The organism is Flavobacterium sp. CG_9.1, assembly GCF_015751645.1.
Taxonomy (GTDB): domain Bacteria; phylum Bacteroidota; class Bacteroidia; order Flavobacteriales; family Flavobacteriaceae; genus Flavobacterium; species Flavobacterium xanthum.
The window spans coordinates 29,741-55,916 of record NZ_JADOVC010000017.1 but is presented as its reverse complement, the minus strand read 5'-3'; the positions used below and the strand labels follow the sequence as shown (position 1 = coordinate 55,916).

At 34.3% G+C, this 26,176-nt stretch carries 20 protein-coding genes, 1 other RNA gene and 1 pseudogene; 14 read left to right on the top strand and 8 right to left on the bottom strand.

The features are described 5' to 3' along the window. Window positions 1-17 precede the first annotated feature (17 nt). The 7 genes and pseudogenes from IWX83_RS10535 to IWX83_RS10505 all read left to right on the top strand — a co-directional run bounded on the left by IWX83_RS10535 (window position 18) and on the right by IWX83_RS10505 (window position 9,500). Window positions 18-809, top strand: a complete 792-nt coding sequence (locus IWX83_RS10535; RefSeq protein WP_066078732.1) for a (Fe-S)-binding protein — start codon at window positions 18-20, stop codon at window positions 807-809. Window positions 810-868: 59 nt separating this feature from the next. Continuing rightward, window positions 869-1,351: an ABC transporter ATPase gene (locus IWX83_RS10530; protein ID WP_073353092.1), complete on the top strand. Its 483-nt coding sequence runs from the start codon at window positions 869-871 to the stop codon at window positions 1,349-1,351. Between the two features lie 13 nt (window positions 1,352-1,364). After that, complete coding sequence (locus IWX83_RS10525; protein WP_196829569.1) at window positions 1,365-4,361, top strand: glycoside hydrolase family 3 N-terminal domain-containing protein; 2,997 nt, start codon at window positions 1,365-1,367, stop codon at window positions 4,359-4,361. Window positions 4,362-4,568: 207 nt separating this feature from the next. Continuing rightward, complete coding sequence (locus IWX83_RS10520; RefSeq protein ID WP_370568412.1) at window positions 4,569-5,765, top strand: MFS transporter; 1,197 nt, start codon at window positions 4,569-4,571, stop codon at window positions 5,763-5,765. Then, window positions 5,752-7,782: pseudogene (locus IWX83_RS10515) on the top strand (heavy metal translocating P-type ATPase). Before IWX83_RS10520 ends, IWX83_RS10515 begins: the two are co-directional and overlap by 14 nt. Window positions 7,783-7,859: 77 nt before the next feature. Further along, entirely contained in the window at window positions 7,860-8,993 is a 1,134-nt protein-coding gene (gene bshA / locus IWX83_RS10510; RefSeq protein ID WP_196829567.1) for an N-acetyl-alpha-D-glucosaminyl L-malate synthase BshA, read from the top strand. 78 nt (window positions 8,994-9,071) lie between these two features. Further along, window positions 9,072-9,500, top strand: coding sequence for a protease complex subunit PrcB family protein (locus tag IWX83_RS10505; RefSeq protein ID WP_196829566.1), 429 nt, complete (start codon window positions 9,072-9,074; stop codon window positions 9,498-9,500). 53 nt (window positions 9,501-9,553) lie between these two features. On the opposite strand, the gene IWX83_RS10500 is transcribed toward IWX83_RS10505, so the two are convergent. Together IWX83_RS10500 and IWX83_RS10495 are read right to left on the bottom strand one after the other, a co-directional pair. Continuing rightward, the gene (locus IWX83_RS10500; RefSeq protein ID WP_196829564.1) at window positions 9,554-10,060 is read right to left on the bottom strand and encodes a hypothetical protein; all 507 of its coding nucleotides are present in this window, start codon (window positions 10,058-10,060) and stop codon (window positions 9,554-9,556) included. A gap of 152 nt (window positions 10,061-10,212) precedes the next feature. Next, entirely contained in the window at window positions 10,213-11,019 is an 807-nt protein-coding gene (locus IWX83_RS10495) for a UDP-2,3-diacylglucosamine diphosphatase (protein ID WP_073353087.1), read from the bottom strand. Between the two features lie 183 nt (window positions 11,020-11,202). Here IWX83_RS10495 and aroC point away from each other — a divergent pair, with 183 nt between their 5' ends. From aroC to IWX83_RS10480, 3 genes are all read left to right on the top strand, one after another. After that, complete coding sequence (gene aroC / locus IWX83_RS10490) at window positions 11,203-12,261, top strand: chorismate synthase (RefSeq protein WP_196829562.1); 1,059 nt, start codon at window positions 11,203-11,205, stop codon at window positions 12,259-12,261. Window positions 12,262-12,368: 107 nt separating this feature from the next. Continuing rightward, on the top strand, window positions 12,369-13,649 hold the full coding sequence (locus IWX83_RS10485) for a dicarboxylate/amino acid:cation symporter (RefSeq protein ID WP_073353085.1): 1,281 nt from the start codon (window positions 12,369-12,371) through the stop codon (window positions 13,647-13,649). Window positions 13,650-13,827: 178 nt separating this feature from the next. After that, complete coding sequence (locus IWX83_RS10480) at window positions 13,828-16,023, top strand: response regulator (protein ID WP_196829560.1); 2,196 nt, start codon at window positions 13,828-13,830, stop codon at window positions 16,021-16,023. 120 nt (window positions 16,024-16,143) lie between these two features. Here IWX83_RS10480 and IWX83_RS10475 read toward each other — a convergent pair whose 3' ends face one another. From IWX83_RS10475 to IWX83_RS10465, 3 genes are all read right to left on the bottom strand, one after another. Beyond that, entirely contained in the window at window positions 16,144-16,596 is a 453-nt protein-coding gene (locus IWX83_RS10475) for an Hsp20/alpha crystallin family protein (RefSeq protein WP_073353083.1), read from the bottom strand. A 161-nt stretch (window positions 16,597-16,757) separates the two neighbouring features. Further along, window positions 16,758-18,011 carry a DEAD/DEAH box helicase gene (locus IWX83_RS10470; protein ID WP_073353082.1) on the bottom strand — a complete coding sequence of 418 codons (1,254 nt, stop codon included), beginning with the start codon at window positions 18,009-18,011 and terminating at the stop codon, window positions 16,758-16,760. Window positions 18,012-18,110: 99 nt separating this feature from the next. Next, window positions 18,111-19,181 (bottom strand): formimidoylglutamase, encoded by a 1,071-nt coding sequence (locus IWX83_RS10465; protein WP_196829558.1) that lies wholly within the window; start codon window positions 19,179-19,181, stop codon window positions 18,111-18,113. A gap of 104 nt (window positions 19,182-19,285) precedes the next feature. On the opposite strand from IWX83_RS10465, the gene IWX83_RS10460 reads away from it, so the two are divergent. Further along, complete coding sequence (locus IWX83_RS10460) at window positions 19,286-20,170, top strand: hypothetical protein (RefSeq protein ID WP_073353080.1); 885 nt, start codon at window positions 19,286-19,288, stop codon at window positions 20,168-20,170. Window positions 20,171-20,218: 48 nt separating this feature from the next. Here the strand turns inward: IWX83_RS10460 and hutI are convergent, their stop codons facing one another. Together hutI and IWX83_RS10450 are read right to left on the bottom strand one after the other, a co-directional pair. Beyond that, on the bottom strand, window positions 20,219-21,457 hold the full coding sequence (hutI, locus tag IWX83_RS10455) for an imidazolonepropionase (RefSeq protein WP_196829556.1): 1,239 nt from the start codon (window positions 21,455-21,457) through the stop codon (window positions 20,219-20,221). Between the two features lie 11 nt (window positions 21,458-21,468). Further along, complete coding sequence (locus IWX83_RS10450) at window positions 21,469-22,521, bottom strand: glutaminyl-peptide cyclotransferase (RefSeq protein ID WP_196829554.1); 1,053 nt, start codon at window positions 22,519-22,521, stop codon at window positions 21,469-21,471. Window positions 22,522-22,608: 87 nt separating this feature from the next. On the opposite strand from IWX83_RS10450, the gene ffs reads away from it, so the two are divergent. From ffs to fsa, 3 genes are all read left to right on the top strand, one after another. Continuing rightward, an RNA gene (gene ffs, locus IWX83_RS10445) (signal recognition particle sRNA small type) lies at window positions 22,609-22,706 on the top strand. 84 nt (window positions 22,707-22,790) lie between these two features. Next, on the top strand, window positions 22,791-23,594 hold the full coding sequence (locus IWX83_RS10440; protein ID WP_196829552.1) for an SDR family oxidoreductase: 804 nt from the start codon (window positions 22,791-22,793) through the stop codon (window positions 23,592-23,594). Between the two features lie 127 nt (window positions 23,595-23,721). Next, the gene (gene fsa / locus IWX83_RS10435; RefSeq protein WP_073353076.1) at window positions 23,722-24,378 is read left to right on the top strand and encodes a fructose-6-phosphate aldolase; all 657 of its coding nucleotides are present in this window, start codon (window positions 23,722-23,724) and stop codon (window positions 24,376-24,378) included. A 107-nt stretch (window positions 24,379-24,485) separates the two neighbouring features. Here fsa and IWX83_RS10430 read toward each other — a convergent pair whose 3' ends face one another. Then, window positions 24,486-26,147, bottom strand: coding sequence for an MFS transporter (locus tag IWX83_RS10430; protein ID WP_073353075.1), 1,662 nt, complete (start codon window positions 26,145-26,147; stop codon window positions 24,486-24,488). Window positions 26,148-26,176 lie beyond the last annotated feature (29 nt).

Sequence of the window (26,176 nt, the reverse complement as noted above, 5' to 3'; positions counted from 1 at the left end):
AAAAAAAAATAAAAGTTATGTCAGAGAATTTAATAGTGCCAACAATGGCCGAAATGTTAGCTCAAGGGAAACAACCAGAAGTTTTGTTTTGGGTAGGATGTGCAGGAAGTTTTGATGATAGAGCAAAAAAAATAACAAAGGCATTTGTTCGTATTTTGAATCGTGCCAATGTTCCTTTTGCAGTCTTAGGTACTGAAGAAAGCTGTACTGGAGATCCTGCTAAACGAGCTGGGAATGAATTTTTATTCCAAATGCAAGCCATGATGAATATCGAGGTTTTAAATGCTTATGAAGCAAAAAAAATTGTTACTGCTTGTCCTCATTGTTTTAATACTCTTAAAAACGAATACCCTGAATTAGGTGGAAAATATGAAGTAGTGCATCACACTGAATTTTTAAAATCATTGTTAGATGATGGAAGACTAACAATTGAGGGAGGACAATTCAAAGGGAAACGTATTACATTTCATGATCCTTGCTATTTAGGGAGAGCCAATAATGTTTATGAAGCTCCAAGGGAATTGATCCTTAAATTGGATGCTGAATTAGTGGAAATGAAGCGCTCTAAAGCTAACGGACTGTGTTGTGGCGCAGGTGGTGCTCAAATGTTTAAAGATGCTGAACCCGGAAATAAAGAGGTTAACATTGAAAGAACAGAAGATGCTTTAGAAACAAAACCAGAAATTATTGCTGCTGGTTGTCCTTTTTGTAATACCATGATGACTGATGGAATTAAAAATAAAGAAAAGGAAGGCGAAGTAAAAGTTATGGATATTGCTGAACTGATTGCTAATGCCCAGGATTTGTAAATTGATTACGAATCAAAAATTACGAATTTCGATTTTATAACTCATAACTCAGAATTACCATGTACATTCCATTTGAAAATTTACCCGAAGAGTCTAAAATCTGGATCTACCAATCGAATAGAAAATTTTCAGATGCTGAATTTTCTGAAATAGAAACAGCTTTACAATCCTTTCTTGAAGGTTGGGCTGCGCATGGCACTAGTTTAGAATCTTCTTACCAATTAAAATACAATCGATTTATTATTATAGCCGTAAATCAGGACGTTCAAGCTGCAACAGGATGTTCTATCGATTCCTCTGTAGAATTTATCCAAAGTTTAGAACAAAAATATTCAGTGGATTTATTAGATAAAATGAATGTCACTTTTAAATTAGGAGAACATATTGCCCATAAGCCTCTAATCGACTTCAAGAAAATGGTCAAAGATAAAGCCGTTACAGAGAATACTATCGTTTTCAATAATTTGGTTAACAATATAGAAGAATTTAATGAATCGTGGGAAGTTGCTGCCATTGATAGCTGGCACAGTCGCTTTTTTTAAACAAAACATTCCAATGAAAAAAATAAGCATCAAAATTCTTTTTACTTATGTCTTATTTATTTTTGTTGCTGCAAGTTGTGTTGGTACAAAAATTAATAAGAATAAAGTAATTTTAACCAACGCTCCTGTCAAAGTTCAAAATCTTGATAGTTTGGCTATAACAAATACTCCATTATTATTTGAGTTACAGCCAGAAGGGAATAAATGGGTAGATAGTGTTTACAATTCCATGACTTTAGAGGAAAAATTTGGTCAACTATTTATGGTTGCTGCTTATTCTAATAAAGATTCAGCCCACATTAAAAGTATTGATAAACTAATTATAGATTATAAAATAGGAGGTTTACTATTCTTTCAAGGTGGGCCAGTTCGCCAAGCAAAATTGTCCAATCGGTTTCAATCAAAATCAAAGCTTCCTTTATTTATAGGTAGCGATGCCGAATGGGGTTTGGGAATGCGACTGGATTCAACCTATACTTATCCTTGGAACATGACACTTGGAGCCATTCAAGACATGAAATTAATAGAAAAGCTGGGCGTCCAATTAGGACAGCAAAGTAAACGGATGGGATTGCATTTTAATTTTGCTCCTGTTTTAGATATTAATTCAAATCCAAAAAATCCTATTATTGGTTTTCGTTCGTTTGGGGAAGATAAATTCAAAGTGACGGAACATGCGATTGCCTTAATGAAAGGGGTCCAAAGTCAGGGCGTTTTTTCTACGGGAAAACATTTTCCAGGACATGGCGATACTGCAATGGATTCTCACAAAGGATTGCCCACCATAAATTCCTCAAAAGAAAGGCTGCAAGAAGTAGAATTTTATCCCTATAAAAAAATGTTTCATGAAGGACTTTCTTCGGTTATGGTGGCGCATTTAAACGTTCCTAGTTTAGAGAGTAGAACTAATTTTCCTTCTTCTATTTCTTACAATGTAGTTACTAATATTCTTCAAAATGAATTGGGTTTCAAAGGACTTATTTTTACCGATGCTTTAAATATGAAAAGTGTAAGTGATTTTAAATTGCCAAGTGAAATCAATTTCGAAGCTTTTATGGCCGGGAATGACGTGTTGCTATTTCCAGAAAATGTTCCTGCTGCAATCGAAAAATTTACACTTGCTTATTCACTTAATTTATTTACAGCGGAGCGATTGGCTTTTTCTGTAAAGAAAATACTAAAATTCAAATACAAAGCAGGACTGAACTCGTACAAAGCAATTGAAACGGATAATTTATACAAGGAATTAAATTCAGTTGAAAATGAGGCCTTGCATTATCAATTATATGAGAATGCTATCACTGTACTAAAAAATACTGCAGCTGTTTTACCTATCAAGAATTTGGACCTGCAAAAAATTGCTTACGTAAAAATGGGAGACGACAACAACGATGCGTTTGTTACTACCCTTAAAAAATATGCAGAAGTTACTGTTATAGCCGATGCTAATCTGGATAGCTTGCAAGCGAAATTAGCTCCGTTTACCACCGTTATCGTTGGTTATCATAAATCAGATGTAGCTTTTAGAAATGATGATATGAGAGCAGATGAGATAGCAAAGATTGCATTTTTAGCCCAGAACAATAATGTAATTCTAGATGTTTTTGCTAAACCCTACGCACTCTTGCCCATTACCAATTATCAAAATATAGAAGGGTTGGTGGTATCGTATCAAAATAGTGCTATTGCTCAGGTAGTTTCGGCCGAACTAATTTTTGGTGCGATTGAAGCAAAAGGGAAATTACCTGTTTCTATAAACACTAGTTTTAAAATAAATGATGGCCTATCTACTGATAAATTAAATCGATTGGGATTTACTTTGGCTGAAAATGTAGGGATGGACTCTGAAATTTTAACAAAAATTGATGGTATTGCTGCTAAAGCAATTAATGCTAAAATGACTCCTGGAATTCAGGTGCTAGTGGCCAGAAATGGGAAGGTTATTTACCAAAAATCATTTGGGTATCATACGTATGATAAAACAATTAAGGTTCAAAATTCTGATATTTATGATGTCGCTTCTTTGACAAAAATTTTAGCTACATTGCCTAATGTGATGCTACAATACGATCAGCAAAAAATAAATTTAGAAACAACATTAGGAGCTATGTCTCCTATTTTTAAAGACTCCAACAAACAAAATATTAATTTCAAGGATTTATTATCTCATTATGCAGGCTTACCCGCTGGAATTCCATTTTACAAGGCTGCAATGGATAAATCAAAATTGCCTTCGGAGATCTATTTTAGGAAAAAGTCTGAAGATCAGTTTTCGAAGCAATTGGGGGACAGTCTTTTTATAAGAAATGATTTTAGCGATACTATAATGGAAATGATCGTTAAAAGTAAAATTTTATCAAAAAAAGAATACAAATACAGTGATCTGACTTTTATGATTTTAAAAGATTATTTAGAGAAAACTACCGGTAAAACATTAGATGTTTTGATTCAAGAGAATTTCTATCGCTCCCTAGGGATGAACAATTCTAGTTTTAATCCTTTAACTAAATTTGATAAAAACAGAATTCCTCCAACAGAAACAGATACTTATTTTCGTCGTCAACTGTTGCAAGGTTATGTAAATGATTTGTCCGCTGCACTAGAAGGAGGAGTTTCAGGGCATGCTGGGATTTTTTCGAATGCTATGGATGTGGCTAAAATAATGGAACTGTACCTGCAAAAAGGAAGTTATGGCAATCAACGCTATTTTTCCGAAAAGACATTTGAAGATTTCAATACTTGTTATTTTTGTGCTGCAGGAAACAGGAGAGGAGTAGGTTTTGACAAGCCTCAGTTGGGTCTTGTAGGTCCGACTTGTGGTTGTGCTTCGATGACTAGTTTTGGACATACTGGTTATACTGGAACGATGGCTTGGGCAGATCCTGAAACACAAATTGTTTATGTGTTTTTATCGAATAGAACGTATCCAATTGCTAATGAGAATAGATTATCTAAAGCAAACATAAGAGAAGATATCCAAAAAATAATTTATGAAGCTATCAAGAATTAAATTATTGTTTTAGTAAAAATTTCTTGTCTAAATAGGATTTCTTAAAATAGTTTTAGTTGCGATACCATTATAAAAATTGATACTGCTCGTTGTATTGATATTTCTAATTTAGAATGAAACACTGATTTATTGTATATTTGATAGTACTCCCAAAGACACTTTTTATTTGTATCGTTGACTGCACTATCAAAAGCAAAATTTTTCAAAGTGAAAATAGTAAAAAACATTTCAAAATCTGTTTGGATACTTTCTTTAGTCAGTTTGTTTACAGACGCTGCTAGTGAAATGCTCTATCCTATAATGCCCATTTATCTTAAAACAATAGGTTTCTCCATCGTATTAATAGGGGTTTTGGAGGGATTTGCCGAGGCATTGGCAGGATTAAGCAAAGGGTATTTTGGCAAGTTATCGGATCGTTCAGGCAAAAGAGTTCCCTTTGTGCAAGTTGGTTATGCTTTGAGTGCCATTTCAAAACCAATGATGGCAGTATTTATTTTTCCACTTTGGATATTTTTTGCAAGATCGATTGATCGTTTTGGAAAAGGAATTCGCACAGGAGCAAGAGATGCTATTTTATCGGAGGAGGCTACACCGGAGACCAAAGGAAAAGTTTTTGGTTTTCATAGGGCAATGGATACCTTTGGTGCTGTTTTAGGACCGTTGATTGCCTTAACCTATCTTTATTATTATCCGGAACAGTATCAAACACTTTTTTATTTTGCATTTCTTCCTGGTGTCATTGCGGTTTTGGTTTCTTTGTTGCTCAAAGATAAATCAAAGAATCTCCCCACTGAAAAAAAAGGATTCTCGTTTTTCTCCTTTCTGAGTTATTGGCATTCAAGTCCACGCGAATATAGAAAAGTAGTAGTAGGCTTATTGGCATTTGCAGTTTTTAATAGTTCCGATATCTTTCTATTATTAAAGGCAAAACAAGCAGGGTTAAATGATTCCTACGTAATCGGAATTTATATCTTTTATAATTTAGTTTATGCGACTGTAGCATTACCTATTGGAATTTTAGCGGACAAAATAGGTTTAAAGAAGATGTTTATGGTGGGGATTTCTTTATTTGCCATCGTTTATTTTGGAATGGCTTTTAGTGCTAACATTTATTTAATTGCGTTGTTCTTTTTTTTATATGGTATTTATGCTGCAGCAACTGAGGGAATATCAAAAGCATGGATTAGCACCATTTGTGATCCTAAAGATACTGCTACGGCCATTGGAACATACTCTGGATTTCAAAGTATAGGTGCTTTGATAGCAAGTTCGCTTGCTGGATTAATTTGGTACCGGTTTGGAGCCCAAGCTACATTTTTAACTACAGGGATTGCTACCGTTTCAGTTGTTATTTACTTTTCTTTTTTTCTGAAAGACAAAATTATTAAAAATGAAAAAATCTAAAAAAGAGGTAGTGCACAATAAAGAGGTTTGCGCTGTCTCCAAACAAAAAGCAAGTTCTAAAAATACAATTGAAGGTGTCGGATGTTGCACGTTAGATAGTGATGCTGAGCATCATTCGGAGCAAGATCATGATCATGGTAGTTCAACAGGAAGTTTATTTACGCTTTTTTTGCCTGCAATCATCAGTTTTGTGCTTTTACTGTTGGCTTTGTCGCTAGATCACTTTTTTTCTCAATCGTGGTTTTTGGGATGGATTCGGATTATTTGGTATGTCGTTGCATACCTCACTGTCGGTTTTCCTGTTTTAAAAAAGGCTTTTCATAGTAGTAGAAAAGGAGCTGTTTTTTCATAATTTTTTCTGATGGGCACTGCTACAGTTGGTGCTTTTGGAATTGGTCAATATGCGGAAGGAGTTACTGTAATGTTGTTCTATGCAGTAGGAGAACTGTTTCAAATGCTGGCGGTAAAAAAGTCTAAATCTAACATTAAATCAATATTGGATCAAAGACCTAATTTTGCTACTGTTCTAGAAGGACAGAAAGTGATTTTAAAAAAAGCATCTGAAGTTGCACTTGGTGAAATAATAGAACTAAAAGTAGGAGAGAAATTGGCCCTAGATGGAAAATTACTTTCCCCTCATGCTACTTTTAATACTGCCGCATTAACTGGAGAAAGCAAACCCGATTTTAAGTTGAAAGGGGATGTCATTCTCGCGGGAATGATTAATCTCAATTCCATTGCTCTTGTATTGGTAACAACCAATTTTAAGGATAGTAAATTATCTAAAATTTTAGAAATGGTTCAAGAGGCTACTGCCAGAAAAGCACCAACCGAATTATTTATCAGGAAGTTTGCCAAAATATATACGCCAATTGTCGTCTATCTTGCTATAGCCATTTGTTTGACGCCCATCCTATTTGTAGCGGATTATATTTTTGCAGATTGGTTGTATCGAGCCTTGATTTTCTTGGTTATTTCTTGTCCGTGTGCACTTGTTATCTCTATTCCTTTAGGTTATTTCGGCGGAATTGGGGCCGCAAGTAAAAATGGAATTTTATTTAAAGGAGCTACCTTTCTAGATACGATGGCTGGCATTCAAGTGGTAGTTATGGATAAAACAGGGACTTTGACCAAAGGTGTTTTTAAAGTTCAAAAAGTAGTTACCGTTGGAATTTATGAAACTGATTTAGTTCGTTATGCTGCAGCTATTGAAGGTAAAAGTACACACCCCGTAGGTTCCGCAATAATTGAATTTGCCCACAATAATAATGAAAACAGCATTCATACTAATGTCAGTGAAGTAACTGAAATTCCAGGTCTTGGATTAAAAGGTATTGTTGATGGAAATGAAATAGCTGTTGGCAGTCCTAAACTGTTGAAAAATTTAAAAATTGATTATGATCCCGAATTGGATCGAATTCCTTTTACGGCAATTGCTGTAGCCATCAACCAAAAATATGTCGGGTATTTCCTTATAGCCGATGAGATTAAAGAGGATGCTAAAATAGCTATCGATGGTTTACATAAAATTAAGATTAAAACGATGGTGCTCTCTGGCGATAATCAAGTTGTAGTCACTGCTGTGGCCAAAGAATTGAATATTGAAGATGCTTTTGGAGGTTTATTGCCAGAAGATAAAGTGAAAAAAGTAGAAGCACTATTGCAGCAGCAGGTTAAAGTCGCTTTTGTTGGTGATGGAGTTAATGATGCTCCAGTTATTGCCCTTGCAGATGTAGGAATCGCAATGGGCGGCCTAGGAAGTGATGCTACAATTGAAACGGCTGATATAGTGATTCAAAATGACCAACCGACAAAAATTGTCACAGCAATCAACATTGGAAGAAAAACCAAACAAATCGTTTGGCAAAATATTACGTTGGCTTTTTCTGTCAAATTAATCGTGTTGATTCTGGGTGCAGGTGGATTAGCCTCCATGTGGGAGGCTGTTTTTGCAGATGTAGGTGTGGCCCTTTTGGCAATTTTGAATGCCATACGCATTCAGCGCATGAAGTTTTAATTACCGATAGTATTTAACTTAAATTTCCATAAAACACATTGCTATTTTTATTAAATTCGTTTCATTAAATTACATACATGAAAATTGCAATAGTTTGTTATCCGACCTTTGGAGGTAGTGGTGTTGTCGCCACAGAATTAGGACTAGAATTGGCTCGTCGCGGCCACGAAATTCATTTTATAACGTACAGTCAACCTGTACGCTTAGCCCTTTTGAGCCCAAATGTTTATTACCATGAAGTAAATGTTCCTGAATATCCTTTATTCCATTATCAACCCTATGAATTGGCTCTTTCAAGCAAATTAGTGGACATGGTTAAACTCTATAAAATCGAATTACTTCATGTACATTATGCCATTCCGCATGCTTATGCCGGTTATATGGCTAAACAAATGTTGAAAGATGAGGGAATAAATATCCCAATGGTGACGACTTTGCATGGAACTGATATTACTTTAGTAGGGAATCATCCGTTTTATAAACCAGCGGTTACTTTCAGTATTAATAAATCAGATTTTGTTACTTCGGTGTCCCAAAGTTTAAAAGATGATACCCTTAAGTTATTCAATATTAAAAATGAAATTGAGGTTATTCCAAATTTTATAGAATTAGACAAAAATACAAACGATCCCAGTATTCCGTGTCAACGTTCCGTTATGGCAAAGAAAAATGAGCGCATTATAACTCATATCAGTAATTTCAGAAAAGTTAAACGAATTCCTGATGTGATTAAGATTTTTTATAATATTCAAAAAGAGATTCCAGCTAAGTTAATGATGGTAGGGGATGGTCCTGAAAAGGAAAAGGCAGAATATTTATGCCAGGAATTGGGGATAGTAGACAAGGTTATTTTCTTTGGAAACAGCAATGAAATTGATAAAATTTTATGCCTGACGGATTTGTTTTTACTTCCTTCAGAAACAGAAAGTTTTGGTTTGGCCGCTCTTGAAGCTATGGCGTGCAGGGTTCCAGTTATTTCAAGTAATTCGGGTGGTTTGCCAGAAGTTAATTTTGAAGGTGTTTCTGGTTATTTAAGTGACGTAGGAAATATAGAAGAGATGGCTCAAAATGCCTTAAAAATTTTAAAAGAGGATGCTACTCTTCAAACCTTTAAAGAAAATGCATTGTCTGTTGCAAAACAATTTGATATTAAAAATATTTTACCACTGTACGAAGCCCTATATCAAAAAGCAATCAATAAATATTTATAAAATATACTGTTTTAGTTGGGACTGTAATAGTTCATGGGCTTTAAGAAACATATTGGATTCAACCGTAAAAAAAGAATAATGAAAAAAACAATTTTGTCACTGTTTGTCCTAACGCTCGCTGCTTGCGGTACAACAGCTGTTAAAAGTGCTGATGCAACTAAATTATACGAAGTCTTGACTCAGCAAACAAATGGTGGAGCAAGCATTCGTTTTTTTGAGATACTTTCTGAGCCAGATGAAATTAAAATGCTGCAAAATGATGAAAGTTTAAAACATAAGATTAGTGCGAATGAGGTTCAGAACTCTAATTTTATTATTTTGAATATGGGCGAGAAGGCTACGGGCGGATATGCTATAGGAATTGAGACTGTAACGGAAACCGATAAAAATATTGTGGTAACTGTTAAAGAAACAAATCCCAAAACAGGCAGTATGGTTACACAATCAGTAACTACTCCTTTTTGTGTGGTTAAAATAAATTCTAAAAAAGAAATTATATTTAAATAAAAAAAGGGGCTGTTCAATTTGAACAGCCCCTTTTTATAAAAAAACTACTAATATTAGAATTGGTATCTAAGACCTAATGCAATATCAGAACCATAATTATTTTCGTAATATCCATTTCCTCCAAACTCAGGTCTGAAATCTAAAGAGATTAACAATGGAATGTCAAAATTATATTCAATACCGATATCTCCAGCAGCAAATACAAAAGTATCATTAAATGAATTATTATTATTGTCATCATAACTGTAGCTTCCTACACCACCACCAACACCTGCATACCAGTTGAAACCACCATCGATGTTCCAAACCCATTGGTATAAAGCTGCTAGTTTGATAGCGTTGTCATCATAACCATTATTGTTGTAATTACTTCTATTTCTCCAACCTAAATCAAGCTCAAGTCTATTGTTGCTTCCTAATGCTCTTTGGTAAGAAAGTTCTCCACCAAAACCATTATTTCCACCTAAACGTAAACCTAATGCATTTTTTGAAATATCCTGCGCTTGTGCTGTAAATGCTAAACCAATTAGCATTATTGCTGATAAAATAATTTTTTTCATAAGTAAATTTATATAGGAACAAATGTACCTCTAAAGTTCACGATATTGATTATAAAATTACAAAGAAAAGTTATATAATTACCACATTATTGATAAATGGAATTGGCTTAAAAAGAGCAATAGAGTTTGATGTTCTGTTTTGGAAATTGGGCTTATACAAATGTTTGATAACTTAATATGTCTTCCATTTCAAAAAGATTTTCTTCTGCTACATAATTCATTTCTGAATAATGAAATAATTTCCAGCGTTTTTTATTGTATTCTAATGCCGTTAAGTTTTCAACCCAATCCCCTGAATTTAAGTAAAGTGTAGTGCCATTTTTATTTTCTTTTTTGATTATTTTAGGTTCGTGAATGTGACCGCAAACTACGTAGTCATATTTGTTTTCGATTGCTAAATCAGTAGCTGTTTCCTCAAAATCAGAGATGTGTTTGACCGCTTTCTTTACACTAGCCTTTATTTTCTTTGAAAAAGAGTAGGGCTCTTTTCCTATTTTCAATAAACACCAATTAACAAAACGATTTAAAAGAATGAGATAGTCGTAACCCAAGCCACCCAATTTAGCAATCCATTTGGAATGTTGTACCGAGGCATCAAAAACATCACCGTGAAAGATCCAGGCTTTTTTGCCATCTAGATCCAATACCAATTTGTCACGTAATTCAAAATTTCCCATACTCATGTCACTAAATTTTCGAAGCATTTCGTCATGATTACCAGTTATATAATAGACTTTAGTTCCTTTTGAAGCAAAACTGATTATTTTTTGTATGACTTTTAGATGTGCCTGAGGAAAATAAGATTTTCTAAATTGCCAAATATCAATAATATCACCATTTAGTACTAAAATTTTAGGTTTAATGGTTGCTAAATAATTGTAAAGTGCATCGGCATGGCTGCCAAAAGTTCCCAAATGTACATCGGAAAGGACCACTAGTTCTACTTTTCTTTTTTTCAAGGCATTTGGATTTTAGGTTTACCAAAATAATCGAATTATTAGCAAATGAAATAGAAATAAAGGTTAAGAAATCTAATACAATATTAATTTTATAATAATAAATGTGAATTGTTTCTTAAAACTTTAAACTTTAAACTTTTGAACCTTAAAGTAAAATGGTACTTTTGTTCAAAACTAATTATAATGGCAGGAAATAGCTACGGAACACTATTTAGAATAACAACTTTTGGAGAATCTCATGGTGAAGCTTTAGGCGGAATAATTGACGGTTGTCCTCCGGGAATAACAATAGATTTGGAAGCCATTCAACTCGAAATGTCTAGAAGAAAGCCCGGTCAATCGGCAATAGTTACCCAACGTAAAGAGCCAGACGATGTTCAATTCCTTTCTGGAATTTTTGAAGGTAAATCTACTGGAACTCCAATAGGTTTTATCATTCCCAACACCAATCAGAAATCTGATGATTATTCCCACATCAAAGACAATTACAGGCCCAGTCATGCTGACTATGTATACGATCAAAAGTATGGAGTTCGTGATTACCGTGGTGGAGGACGTAGTTCAGCGCGTGAAACTGCTAGTAGAGTAGTTGCTGGTGCAATTGCCAAACAAATGTTACCGCAAATTAAAATTAATGCTTACGTTTCTTCTGTAGGTCCTATTTTTTTAGAAAAACCATACCAAGAGTTAGACTTTTCCTTGACAGAGAATAATCCTGTTCGGTGTCCTGATCCAGCAATGGCAGTAGTGATGGAAGAGTATATTCGCGATATTAGGAAACAAGGGGATACAGTAGGCGGAACCATAACGTGTGTAATTCAAAATGTACCCATCGGACTTGGAGAACCAGTATTTGACAAACTCCATGCTGAACTCGGTAAAGCCATGCTCTCTATAAATGCTGTAAAAGGATTCGAGTTTGGAAGTGGCTTTTGTGGTGCTAAAATGAAAGGTAGTGAGCACAACGATTTATACAATCCTGATGGATCTACTAAGACTAATCTTTCGGGGGGGATTCAAGGCGGTATCAGCAATGGGATGGATATTTACTTTCGTGTAGCTTTTAAGCCTGTGGCAACAATCATGCAAAAACAGGAATCGCTAGACAATAAAGGGAATATTACTGAGATGACAGGAAAGGGACGTCATGACCCTTGTGTTGTTCCTAGAGCTGTTCCTATTGTTGAGGCAATGGCTGCTATTGTTCTAGCTGATTTTTATTTGATAAACAAAACATATTAATACTAATTTTTAGCTTTTTCCCTATTTTGAAATAACCTTTATTACTAAGATTTAAGTAAGAAAGAATACTACAACAAGGGCTAATTTAAAACTAACACCTACTTTTAATGAATACAATTACAACGAAGAAGCCTTCTTTTTTTGCAGGATTAACAGGACAAATATTAATAGCTATGGTCTTAGGTGCTATTTTGGGTATTGTCATACACAATTGGATTTCACCAGAAGATGCAAAAGCCTTTAGTAAAAAAATAAACATCTTAGCAACCATCTTTATTCGTTTAGTTCAAATGATTATTTCTCCTTTAGTTTTTACGACTTTGGTTGTGGGAATTGCTAAGCTTGGAGACATTAAAGCAGTAGGAAGGATTGGTGGTAAGGCGATGGGTTGGTTTTTTACCGCCTCGTTTGTTTCCTTGTTGTTAGGTATGTTTTTTGTCAATACCCTTAAACCAGGAGTTGGACTTAATTTACCAAGTATCGATTTAGCCTCTGCTTCAGAAGTAACTGCTAAAACACAAAATATATCTTTTGAAAATTTTATTGAACATATTGTACCCAAAAGTATCTTTGAGGCCTTGGCTACTAATGAAATTTTACAAATTGTAATTTTCTCCATTTTCTTTGGTCTAGCAGCTGCTTCATTAGGAGATTATGTAAAGCCAGTTACAAATGCTTTAGAGAAAACATCTCATATTGTCCTTAAAATGGTTAACTATGTAATGAAGTTTGCACCAATTGGAGTATTTGGAGCTATAGCAGGAGTTTTTGCTGTACGTGATTTTCAGGAATTAGCAATTACTTATTTCAAGTTTTTCGGTTCCTTTTTAATTGGAATTTCCTCCCTTTGGGTGGTATTAATAATTGTCGGTTATATTTTTCTAAAAAGTAGAATGACCGTTTTACTGAAAAGAATAGTTAGTCCATTAATCATTGCTTTTGGAACTACTAGCAGCGAAGCTGTTTTTCCAAAATTAACGGAAGAGTTAGAACGCTTTGGCGTCAAAGACAGAATTGTTTCTTTTATGTTGCCCCTGGGTTATTCTTTTAACTTGGACGGAAGTATGATGTACATGACTTTTGCCAGTATATTTATTGCTCAAGCGTACGGTATTGATTTAGATTTGGGAACACAAATGACAATGCTTTTAGTTTTGATGCTAACCAGTAAAGGGATTGCAGGAGTTCCAAGAGCCAGCTTAGTAGTCGTTGCCGCAACCTGTGGCATGTTCGACATACCTATTGAAGGAATTGCTTTGATTCTACCTATTGATCATTTTTGCGATATGTTTCGTAGTGCAACCAATGTTTTAGGAAACGCATTAGCAACATCAGTTGTAGGAAAATGGGAAGGTGATACTGAAACAGAAACGGCTGTTATTGAGTAATAACTTGACGAAGTAATACATACTAAACCTATTCCCTGAGGAGAATAGGTTTTTTTTATTTAAAAAATTCTAAAGTAATTCCGTATTTCAAAATTATACTATTCATTTTAAGTAAAAAGAAGTGTTTTTATATTTATTTTTATTAATAAAATGTATATTTGATAAAACTCAATTGGTTATGTATCAGATACGTATTGTTTTGTTCGCACTCTTTATTATAAATTTTTTTAACGATAGTGTAGTAGCGCAGACAAAGACATTTTCCAATAATGAAATTACAAAATTAACGAATCAAGCTTCCCGTTATTTAAAAGAGGCCAATTTCGAAAAATCCTTAGAGATTTCTAAAATAGCACTGCACAAATCAATTAAAGCTAATGATTTTTTCGCTACAACTATTTCTTACAGTACGATTGCTGCAAATTATGCCGAAATCGCTGAATTTGACAAAGCTATCTTTTTCTATAACAAGGCCATGCTTTATGCTACTAAATCCACAAATGATACTTTAAAAAATAAAATTAATAATAACTTAGGTAACATCTATTGTTTTGAAAAAAAGCAATATCTGAAAGGGATTAATTACTACGAAAAGACGCTTAAATACAGTCAAAAAATAGCAGACAGTAGTCAAATATTTATGACTAAACTTAATATTGCTTGGGCTTATTTTGACGTTGGTCATTTTGAAAAAGGATATCCAAATTTAGAATTTATAAACACGCATAATGAAAAATTTGGTAATAAATCAAATGTTGCAGCAGTAAATATGCTCAATGGAATGTACTATGCGCATCAGGGCAACAATGAGAAAGCAACTTCTTTTTATTTAACTGCCATTGAGAATGGTAATCAATCGAATCAAAGGTCAGATTTATCCTTTGCTCATTTAGAATTTTCGAAGTTTTTATGGAAGAAAGGGGATTACAAGGCGGCTTATGTTAACCTTTCGAAATACAATGAAATTACAGAAGAACTCTACAACACAGAAAAACTGGATAAAGCTAATGTAGCGGGAATAAACATCCAATTAGAAGAGTATAAAAGAGAAATTGATAAATTTGAAATTGAAAAGGAGGCTCAACTTCAAATAATGGAAAAATCTAAAACTATTGTAGTGCTATTTATGGTAATTTCCTTGGTGCTACTATTGCTGCTTTATACTTTATTCAAAAATAATAATTTCAAAAAAAAATCCAATGCGGCACTTTCCAAGACCAATGAAGCGTTAATAATTGCGAAAGAAAAAGCGGAGGAAGCGTCTGTTTTAAAATCACAATTTGTTTCAACTATCAGTCATGAATTGCGAACTCCTTTATATGGCGTAGTAGGAATCACAAATATGCTGCTAGATGAACACAAAGAATTAGCCAACAGTCCACATTTGAGTTCGCTTAAATTTTCCGCCAGATATTTACTATCATTAGTGAACGATATTCTACAAATTAACAAGATTGAAGACAATAGAATTGTTTTGGAAAATTTGACTTTTAATATATCTGATGAAATTAATATGGTCAAAAATTCACTTTCATTTTTGGCTAAAAATAACAACAATAGTATAGCAGTTAAAATTGATGCTGCAATTCCGGAATATCTAATTGGTGATAAATTAAGGCTTTCTCAAATCATTATGAATTTAGTCAGTAATGCATTGAAATTCACTAGAAATGGTAAAGTAACCATTCATGTTAAATTAGAAAAAATAGAAGGTAAATCTTATTTTATAGCGTTTAAAATTGAAGATAACGGCATAGGAATAGCGGCTGAGGATCAGGAAAAGATTTTTGAAAAATTTGTTCAAGTGGGAAGAAAAGAAACTGATTATCAAGGAACTGGTCTTGGTCTTTCTATAGTAAAACAATTATTGGGTCTATTTAATAGTACAATTTCACTTCAAAGTGCCTTAGATCAGGGAACAGTTTTTAAATTTGTGATTCCTTTTGAATATAATCCAGCGAAGACAATTGAACTCATCAATAATATTCAAGTCGATATCACGGCACCACAAACGATAAATGTCCTAGTAGTTGAGGACAATCACATTAATCAATTGGTCACTAAAAAGACCATCGAAAAGAATAACTACAAGTGCAGTGTTGTTGATAATGGCTATGCAGCACTAGAAATTTTGGACAAAGAATTTTTTGATATTATACTAATGGATATCAATATGCCATTGATAAATGGTTTTGAAACTACTAGAAAAATTCGTTTAAAAGGAATAGTAACTCCAATTGTTGCACTAACCGCATTTGATAAATCTGAAATTACAGAAGAGGCGCTTTCTGCGGGAATTAACGACATCATTATTAAACCATTTGATTCCGCTAAATTGTTTAAAATTATAGCTATTTTGATAGCCACTAATTAAAACTTAAGAAATCACTTTGTCAATTTACATCTAACATAAAATCGCTAAACCCTAAACTATTTTAACAGCTTTAAGGTTTAACGATTATAAAGTTATAGAGGCTAAAAGTGAAAATCCTCTTTATTTTATTGTAATTGTTTGATGCTTTTTTTTCGTGATCCCCGGTTTTTTGGCAATCTCAACATGTAGAATCCCATCTTTATAAGTGGCTTCGACTTTACTTTCGTCTACATATTCGGGCAAAGAGAACGATCTATAGAACGACTGATAATTAAACTCTTTTCTAACATAATTATCTTTTTTTCGAGTTTCTTCTTTTTCTACTTTCTTTTCAGAAGAAATCATTAGCATGTTGTTGTCAATTTCAATTTTAAAATCTTCTTTTTTTAATCCGGGAGCTGCTAATTCCACTTCTAATTTATTTTCTGTTTCTTTCAAATTTACCGAGGGTAAATTTGATCCATTGGAGGAGAAATTTTTATCAGTCCAATCGAATACATCTTTTGAAAAGATGTCATCAAATAAAGTATTTACTGATGGGAAAAAGCCGTTTCTTTTAACTAAAGTTTCCATAATTTTGTATTTAATTGTTTTAATATCTTAAATCAAATGTACTGATATAATTTATTCTAATCCAAAATAATAAATACAAAACGTTGAAAAACAAATAGTTGACGTTTATTTACGTATTTTAACTAAAGTTAAAAAGGTATTTCTGACAGTTGAAAACGGTGTTAATACCACCTTTTTTTGTTTTGCTTGCTAGCGTCTGATTTTCTTGATTTATGGGCTCCACCGCTTCGATTAGAGTTGCCTTGTTTTGATGCAGGGGCAGTCTCTGGACTTCCAGAATGCCAACCATAAGGATGGTCACTTACTATTTTTACATCTACTTTAATTAATTTTTGAATGTCTTTCCAATATTGATGCTCATCTTTACCACAAAAAGAAATGGCAACACCTTCATTTCCAGCGCGGCCAGTTCTACCAATTCTATGTACATACGTTTCAGGAATATTTGGTAAATCAAAATTGATGACAAATGGTAATTGGTCAATATCAATTCCTCTGGCGGCAATGTCAGTAGCAACTAAAACTTTGATTTCTTTATTTTTGAAACCATCAAGAACACGTTGTCTTGCATTTTGAGACTTATCTCCATGAATAGCTTCGGCAGCAATATCATGTTTTCGCAAGGCTTTGACAACATTGTCAGCTCCATGTTTTGTTCTTGAAAAAACTAAAACATTAGATAAATTTTCGTTTTTTATTAAATGATATAATAAATTTCTCTTTTCTCCTTTTTCAACAAAATAGACGCGTTGTTCTACATTTTCCGCAGTTGATGAAACAGGCGAAACGGTAACTGTTGCTGGGTCTTTTAAAAACATCTCCGCCAACTCTCTTATTGCAATTGGCATTGTTGCAGAGAATAAAAGTGTTTGTCTGTTGTTAGGCGTCAACTTTACAATTTTTTTGACATCATTTACAAATCCCATATCCAGCATTTGATCAGCTTCATCAAGAACTAATGTATGTAAATGGTCTAAATCTATGAACCCTTGCTTTACCAAATCTAGTAAACGTCCTGGCGTAGCAATCAGGATATCTATTCCTTTTTTAAGCATTTCTACTTGAGGCACTTGGGAAACTCCCCCAAAAATGGTCAGTTGGACTAAGTTTGTGTATTTGCCATATTGGTCAAAATTTTGTCCAATTTGAACGGCTAATTCTCTAGTTGGGGTGATAACTAAGGCACGGATTGGGCTTGCTTTTTTAGACGAACCTACGATTCTATGAAGTTGATGAATAATAGGAATAGCAAAAGCAGCAGTTTTCCCTGTTCCAGTTTGAGCACAACCAATCATGTCTCTTCCAGATAAAACGATTGGAATTGCTTGTTCTTGTATTGGAGTTGCCTCTAAATAGCCTTGTTCAAATACGGCTCTTTGTATACTTTTTGAGAGTGGTAAATCTTCGAATAACATATTTTTGATATTAATTATCTTGTATTAGGTACATAGATAGTCTTGCAAAGATAGTATTAATATTTTTGATGGGTGCTTGTAGGTCCGTCAGGCACTACTTTAGAGTATTTTAGTTAATGAAGTTGGAATTTGAACCGGAGAGATCGTGTTGGATTTAATGAAATCAGTAATTAGATATCCTATCAATTTGCCAATAAGGTGATTGTTTTTTTCTTCTCCTAAATCTGGAGCGCCTTCGCAAATATGCAAATAGGATGCATTTTTATTTTTGCCAAAAAACGAAATAAACTGTCGAAGTTGTTCTACTGAAAAACCGCTCATGGTCATTGCACTACAAGCAATATTTGGAATGGCATCGAGATCTATTTCAATTCCAAAGAAATCGTCATTTACAAATTCTAGCGCGTGTGCCATTTCTTTATCAAATTCCTTTTCTCTTCTAATGCTGATACTATCATACGTGGCATAGCGCACCCGATCTTCGATTTTTTTGATAATATCCAAAACACTTTTGGAAGTGTAGTTTTCATGCAACCCAAAAATAAAATATTTTTTTAAAAAACCTTCTTCATAAGCATACGAAAAACCATTGCCGCTGTGCCGCCCTTCTAGAATTCTAAAATCAGAATGGGCATCAAAATTAATTGCATTTATAGGTTTGCCTTTGGCGAGTGCCGTTCCCTTTATATTTCCATAAGAATTATTGTGTCCGCCGCCAATAACAATTGGTGTTTTGCCTAATTTTACTAAATTAAATATAATGTGTGAAACATCTTTGTCAATTTTATCGACGAGCTGACTCAATTTAGAGCGGTCATCAATATCATTAAAGTCTAGTGATTCTACATTTTTCGTGAGTTTACTTACATCTAGCTGTCCTAGAACCACAAGTTGACTGCCTTTACAAAAACGATTGTGCTGAATGTTTGCAATGCTTTTTATCGCACTATCCCATGCGGAAGCTGCTCCAGGTCTGCCATAATTAGCTCTTATGCCTATATCTTCGGGAATTCCAAAGAGCACATATTTAGCCTCACATTTTTTTAAAAAATCAGTGGGATCTGCATCTTTTGGAATGGTTAACATTTTCTCTCCAAATTTTATTTCGCCACTTCTGTGGTTGGTTATTTTTGCAAGATCTTTGATGGTAAACGGGATAATTTTGTCCATTAAAAAAATAATTTTTATTCAAAAATAATATAATTGTGTTAACTTACGTTATCAGGTGGTTATATAATGTTAAATTTGTAAATAAATTAAAAAATTAAAGCGAGATGGAAAATCAAAAAAGCAGTTCAAGTCTTAAAGCGGTTGTAGCAGTATTGGCTATTTTATTAGTAGGTAGTTTAATCTACATATTCAAAATGACCTCTGATGCAGATACAGTTAAAACAGAATTGAAAGCTACATTGACCGAAAAAGAAACGGTAATGAAAGATCTACAGGAACTAAAATCGACTTACGATGCTGCTATTTCAGAAAACACTTCAATGTCTGATGAGTTAATTTTAGAAAGAGATAAAGTGGTTAACTTAATGTCAGACCTAAGTAAATCAAAAGGGGATGTGGCTTCTTTGTCAAAATATAGAAGTCAATTCAATGCTTTGCAAGGGAATATGAAAGTTCTAATGGCGGAGAACGACAACTTAAAAAAGGCTAACACAACACTTACAGTGCAACGTGATAGTACTGTTGTTGTGCTAGGAGAGTCTAAAAAATACAATGAAGCATTGGTTGGGCAAAACGAAGAATTAGCTAAAGCGGTAGAAATAGGATCGAAACTAACAGTTTTGAACACAAGAGGATCGGCTTTTAAATTACGTAGTTCTGGTAAACAAATTGAAACGGACAAAGCAAGTAGAGCTGATGTTTTGAGAGTTAATTTTACAATTGCTGAAAATGCTATTGCTAAATCTGGTGAAAAAACATATTACGTTCAAGTAATTGATAGTAAAAACAATGTTTTAGGGGACAAGAAAACAGAGAACTTTGGAGAAAACACATTAACCTATAGTTTTTTAACTAATGTGAAATATGAAAATAAAACAATTCAAGTTTCTGAAGATTTAAGAGGAAAAGATTTTGCTAAAGGAACGTATTTTATCAATATTTTTGATAGAGATGTATTAGTTTCTAAAACAAGTTTTATCTTAAGATAATCATTTATAGAAAATTATTTAAAAGAGGAACGTAATGTTCCTCTTTTTTTATGCAACTATTTTTCCTTCTATGAATACGGTGTCAATTAAATTACTGCCAAAAGCATAAGGCAGTTGATAATAGGAGGGAATGGGTTTCGTGATAATTAGATTTGCTTTTTTGCCAATAGTGATACTTCCATGGGTTTCAGAAATTCCCATGGCATAAGCTCCATTTATTGTGGCGGCATTAATGGCTTCTTCAGGCGTCATTTTCATTTTTATACAGGCCGTAGCCACTACAAAATTCATATTTCCCGATGGAGTAGAACCCGGATTATAATCCGTTGCTAGCGCTAAAGGAAGTCCAGCTGCAATCATTTCTCGTGCTGGAGCATACGGAATACTCAAAAAATAGGAACATGAAGGCAGCGCCACTGGCATTGTAGTTGTATTTTTTAAAGATTCAAGATCATTGACAGTCATTACTTCTAGATGATCTACAGAAAGTGCTTCCTGTCGCACTCCAACTTGAATTCCGCCAATAGAGTTGAACTGATTGACATGAATCTTTGGCTTTAAGCCAAATGAAATTCCAGCTTTTATGATTTCTTGCGTTTCGGCAACAGTAAAGTAACCAGTTTCACAAAAAACATCGATGAAATCCGCTAACTTTTCTTTGGCTATTGCAGGCAGCATTTCGTTGATGATAAGATCGATATAACCTTGATGGTTTTCTTTAAATTCTGAGGGGAAAGCATGAGCACCAAGAAAAGTTGCTTTTATCGTAATAGGATAATTTTGAGCTAAGCGTTGAATGACGCGCAGCATTTTCAACTCTCCTTCAACAGTTAAGCCATATCCCGATTTGATTTCTACTGCTCCGGTTCCTAAACGCATCACTTCTTCCAGTCGAAATTTGGACTGGTCGTACAGTTCGCTTTCTGAAGTTTCATTGAGTTTTCTAGCGGAATTTAATATTCCACCGCCACGATTAGCGATTTCCTCGTACGTCAACCCATTGATTCGGTCTACAAATTCCTGCTCTCGGTTGCCGGCATACACAATATGTGTATGACTGTCGCACCAAGATGGTAAAACTATCTTTCCGTCTGCATCAATACACTTTTCTGGATTTATGTTAGGCAAGTCTTCCATTGAACCAAAATCAGAAATAAGCTCATTTTGAATTACTAAATAGGCGTTGTTGATTGTTGGAAGAACCGCCATTTCGGCACCTGAAACCTTCAAAATTGCAGCATCCCGAACCTGCAGTAATTCTTTGATATTGATGATTAATGTTGTCATTTTATATAAAATTACTCTGAAACTTTAATTTCAAACATTTTATCCCAGTTCTTTCCGGTTACAAAAATGGTTTTTGTTTTTGGGTTGTAGGCGATTCCGTTTAGAACATCCGTGTCTGGCAATTGAGTTATTTTTTTCTTCAAATCAGCAAGATTGATAATTGCTTCGACCGCTCCATTTTTCGGATTGATGACTGCAATAGCGTCTTTTTGATACACATTTCCATAAATTTTTCCGTCAATCCATTCGAGTTCATTGATTGCTTTTATTTTTGTTTCAAAAGAATATACGTTTAAGTAGTCAACTTCTTTAAATGTGGCTGGGTCAATAATCCAAATTTTTTCAGTTCCATCAGATTGATATAAATATTTCCCGTCATTTGTCAATCCCCAACCTTCGATAGGTTTGAAATAAGTAAACGTTTTTTCTTTTTTGAAAGTATCTGCGTTATAAACGTACCCTTCATTATTTTTCCAAGTCAGTTGGTACACTTTATTGTTAAGAATTGTGATTCCCTCGCCAAAGTATTTGGAATCAAGTTTAATTTCTTTGTGTACTTTCCCTGTTTTATAATCGGTTTTTCTTAAATAAGATTTTCCATATTGTCCAGTTCCTTCGTATAAAGTATCACGATAAAATTCTAAACCTTGTGTGTAGGCTCCGATGTCGTGTGGATAAGTATTTACAATAGTATATTTCAACAATTTAGGTTGAATTTCAGAAACCAGTTCTACTCTAGCGGTAGCTTCTGAATTTTCTTCTCCAAAATATACCAATGCTTTAAGGTTTTGGTAGCCTAGTTTTTGGTCTTTTAATTCAAAAGTTAGTTTCTCCAAACCCATTTTAGAAGCTATTTTTTTGTCATTTACAAAATAGATGATACTGTCTACTGTTTGTTCTTTTAAGTTCAAAATTTCCATAGAAAGCGCTTCTTGTGGCTTGTATTGTTCCTTAAATTTTGAATTATCAAAGGTGAATGAAGTATTTTCGCCTTTTTTTATCTGGTTACAATTGGCTAAAGTGATTCCTAATAAAATGATAGATAGGAAGTTATAATTTCTCATAGTTTGGATTTTGAATACCCCAATATACAACGATATTTTTAATGAATAAAGCTCTTGCAAAAATATAAAAAGATTGTATATTTGCACCGGCAAGTCCTACACGATCAGCTCCTGCAGACTCCCCCAGGATGGGAACATAGCAAGGGTAAGCGGTTGAGCGATGCGATGTAGGTCGCTTGCCATTTTTTTTAAATTCAAAATAATAAGTAGTCTTCCTTCGGGAGGATTTTTTTATTTTTGGACCTTTCGTATCACAAACAGCAAGAAACATGAATAAAGTAGTTCTAATTACAGGAGGTTCTTCGGGAATAGGGAAATCTATTGGGGAGTTTTTACATCATAAAGGTTTTGTTGTGTATGGAACCAGCAGGAATCCGGAGCGAATCTTGAATTCGGTTTTTCCTTTAGTGGCTTTGGATGTTAGGGATGCAGACTCGATTCATGCGGCTGTTGCCAAAGTGATTGCGACTGCTGGAAGATTAGATGTTGTTATTAATAATGCGGGTGTAGGGATTACAGGGCCATTGGAAGAAATTCCAATGCAAGAGATTAAAAATAATTTTGAGACTAATCTTTTTGGTCCAATCGAAGTAATGAAATCCGTATTGCCACAAATGCGTGCTCAAAAATCAGGATTAATTATTAATGTGACGTCCATTGCAGGTTATATGGGTTTGCCCTATCGAAGTATTTATTCCGCTTCAAAAGGCGCACTTGAACTCATAACTGAAGCCTTGCGAATGGAAGTTAAATCTTTTGGAATCCATATAACAAATGTAGCGCCAGGTGATTTTGCAACAAATATTGCTGCGGGACGATTTCATGCTCCGGTTATAAAAGGTTCAGCTTACGAAACTCCGTACGGAAATACGTTGAAAACAATGGATGAACATGTGGATAGTGGCAGTAATCCAAATGAAATGGCCGAAGCGGTCTATCAGATTATCCAAACTCCGGAACCTAATATTCACTACAAAGTGGGTGCTTTTATGCAAAAAATCTCTATTGTTTTAAAAAGAATTTTGCCTGATAAAGTATATGAAAAAATGCTGATGAACCATTATAAATTGTAATTTTGCACCGTATTTGCGTGAAGGATTGTAGCGGCATCCCTCGCTTTTTAGCGAGGATACAGCGAAAAGCCTGACCCTTGTGGTCACGCACAAATAAAAAACACACACAATTAAATATATAAATACTATGAAATTTTTTATTGACACGGCTAATTTAGCTCAAATTAAGGAAGCACAGGCATTAGGCGTTTTGGATGGCGTTACAACCAATCCTTCGTTGATGGCTAAAGAGGGAATTACAGGTAAAAACAGCATTTTGAAGCATTATGTTGACATTTGTAACCTAGTTGATGGTGATGTAAGTGCCGAAGTTAATGCTTTGGATTACGACGGAATGATTAAAGAAGGCGAAGAATTAGCGGATTTACACGAGCAAATCGTTGTGAAATTGCCTATGACTAAAGAAGGAGTGATGGCGGCTAAATACTTTTCGGACAAAGGAATTAAAACGAATGTAACGTTAGTATTCTCTGCTGGACAGGCTTTATTAGCTGCAAAAGCGGGAGCTACTTACGTTTCTCCATTCATCGGTCGTTTGGATGATGTATCTACAGATGGTTTGGCTTTGATTGAAGAAATCAGATTAATTTATGATAATTACGGTTATGAAACTCAAATTCTTGCGGCTTCAGTACGTCACACCATGCATATTGTAAACTGTGCAAAAATTGGTGCTGATGTGATGACTGGACCACTTTCAGCTATTTACGGATTGTTGAAACACCCTTTGACTGATATTGGATTGGCGCAGTTTGTAGCTGATTTCGAAAAAGGAAATAAATAAAAAAGTTTTCAGTGAGCAGTTTTTAGTCTCAGTTAAATAAAAAAATCCCATTCGCCGCGGCGAATGGGATTTTTTGTTGGTTTGGTTTTGGTTAGTTTGTGTTGAAATTAGTGTGCTCCACCAACTTCTATTTCTTTTCCGATTCCTTGTTTTTCTAAAATTCCAATTACTTTCCATCCGTAGAATGCGATGAAAGCGAAACATAAAACAGGAATAAAGTAAGACGTATGAATTCCGATGATATCCGCTAATTTTCCTTGCAATGGCGGGATAATTCCACCACCTAAAATCATCATCACCAAAAAGGCAGAACCTTGTGATGTGTATTTTCCTAAACCTGCAATGGCTAAAGAGAAGATAGACGGCCACATGATACTTAAGAATAAACCACCGCTCATAAAAGCAAAAATTGCAATTGTTCCGGTAGTAAATAATCCAATAAGCATGGCTGTCATTCCCATTATACCAAAAATCATTAAGGTTCTTGACGGTTGGTCTTTTCCTAAAAAGAAACCAGCGATTTGGAACAAAATTACAAAAGCATACGCGTATAAAGGGGTTACATCTTGTCCAGAAATAGCGTTTGCCGCTAAAACTACTCCAAATGCAACATAAGGAACTACGATAAGTAAAATTTTCTTTAATTGTGATGATGGGTTAAAAACCGTAATGGCTCCTGCCCAACGCCCAATCATTAAACTTCCCCAATACATAGACATGTAGGGTGCTAAAGCTGGACCTGAAATTGAACCAAAATCAGCCGTTACCAATAATTCGCCAAGGTTACTTCCTATTGTAACTTCGACACCAACGTAAGCAAAAAGGGCTAGCATTCCCAAAACTAATTGGGGGTATTTCATAGCTCCCCATCCTTCAGGATTTTTTTGAGCGGTTGTATTGGCAAACAATAAACCAATTACCACTACTAAAAGTGTTGAAACCGTTAATGCTAATCCTAAATAATCTTTTTCTTTGTTCTCTATAAAACGAGTGATAAATTCAGGCTCTTCATAACGAGAAAAGATGTAAGCAAAAATGGCAACCAATATTACAGTGATGGCAATTAAGGTTTTCATTGCTTTATTCGCCGTTTCAAAAGTAGGATCACTTTTTCCAGATGGCAATTTTTTAGAAAATTGAAATAAGGCAGCTGCCAATAAAAATAGTCCTCCTACAAAAACATAAAGAATTCTCATGGAATCCAATGAATCTGGTTTTTGAGCATATTCTTCAATATTTACACCTGCAATAACACCAAATAGAGCAATAGAAACTACGATCGGGCCTATTGTGGTTCCTAACGAGTTGATACCTCCAGCAAGATTTAGTCGGCTTGAAGCTGAATGTGGTTCACCCAGAGACGCTGCAAAAGGTTGTGCCGATGTTTGTTGTAATGAAAAACCAAGTGCAACAATAAATAAAGCGCCAAGTATGAACAAATAACTTCCTTGTGTAACTGCAATTATCATAAGTACAGCCCCAAATGTGCTGACCAACAAGCCATAAATAATTCCTTTTTTGAATCCCCAACCGTTTAGAATGTCTTTTTTAGCAATACTACTAAAAATAAAAAGCAATAAAGCACCAATGTAATAAGCGCCATAAAAAGCAAAATCAATCAGTTGACTTTGAAATTGATCTAATCCAAATTTAGCTTTGCAAAATGGAATAAATATTCCGTTTGAAGCTCCAATAAAACCCCAAAAGAAAAATACGGTTATAAGTGTATAAAGCGCGGAATTATTGGACTTTGTTTGTTCTGAATTCATAAGTATAAAGTGGTTAATGATTATTGAAA

Coding starts and splice junctions, on each gene's coding strand:
- IWX83_RS10480 (WP_196829560.1), top strand. CDS start 13,828: ATGTATCAGATACGTATTGTTTTGTTCGCACTCTTTATTATAAATTTT.
- IWX83_RS10440 (WP_196829552.1), top strand. CDS start 22,791: ATGAATAAAGTAGTTCTAATTACAGGAGGTTCTTCGGGAATAGGGAAA.
- IWX83_RS10470 (WP_073353082.1), bottom strand. CDS start 18,011: ATGTTATTCGAAGATTTACCACTCTCAAAAAGTATACAAAGAGCCGTA.
- IWX83_RS10525 (WP_196829569.1), top strand. CDS start 1,365: ATGAAAAAAATAAGCATCAAAATTCTTTTTACTTATGTCTTATTTATT.
- aroC (WP_196829562.1), top strand. CDS start 11,203: ATGGCAGGAAATAGCTACGGAACACTATTTAGAATAACAACTTTTGGA.
- IWX83_RS10465 (WP_196829558.1), bottom strand. CDS start 19,181: ATGGACAAAATTATCCCGTTTACCATCAAAGATCTTGCAAAAATAACC.
- fsa (WP_073353076.1), top strand. CDS start 23,722: ATGAAATTTTTTATTGACACGGCTAATTTAGCTCAAATTAAGGAAGCA.
- IWX83_RS10485 (WP_073353085.1), top strand. CDS start 12,369: ATGAATACAATTACAACGAAGAAGCCTTCTTTTTTTGCAGGATTAACA.
- IWX83_RS10500 (WP_196829564.1), bottom strand. CDS start 10,060: ATGAAAAAAATTATTTTATCAGCAATAATGCTAATTGGTTTAGCATTT.
- IWX83_RS10535 (WP_066078732.1), top strand. CDS start 18: ATGTCAGAGAATTTAATAGTGCCAACAATGGCCGAAATGTTAGCTCAA.
- IWX83_RS10530 (WP_073353092.1), top strand. CDS start 869: ATGTACATTCCATTTGAAAATTTACCCGAAGAGTCTAAAATCTGGATC.
- hutI (WP_196829556.1), bottom strand. CDS start 21,457: ATGACAACATTAATCATCAATATCAAAGAATTACTGCAGGTTCGGGAT.
- IWX83_RS10430 (WP_073353075.1), bottom strand. CDS start 26,147: ATGAATTCAGAACAAACAAAGTCCAATAATTCCGCGCTTTATACACTT.
- IWX83_RS10460 (WP_073353080.1), top strand. CDS start 19,286: ATGGAAAATCAAAAAAGCAGTTCAAGTCTTAAAGCGGTTGTAGCAGTA.
- IWX83_RS10450 (WP_196829554.1), bottom strand. CDS start 22,521: ATGAGAAATTATAACTTCCTATCTATCATTTTATTAGGAATCACTTTA.
- bshA (WP_196829567.1), top strand. CDS start 7,860: ATGAAAATTGCAATAGTTTGTTATCCGACCTTTGGAGGTAGTGGTGTT.
- IWX83_RS10505 (WP_196829566.1), top strand. CDS start 9,072: ATGAAAAAAACAATTTTGTCACTGTTTGTCCTAACGCTCGCTGCTTGC.
- IWX83_RS10475 (WP_073353083.1), bottom strand. CDS start 16,596: ATGGAAACTTTAGTTAAAAGAAACGGCTTTTTCCCATCAGTAAATACT.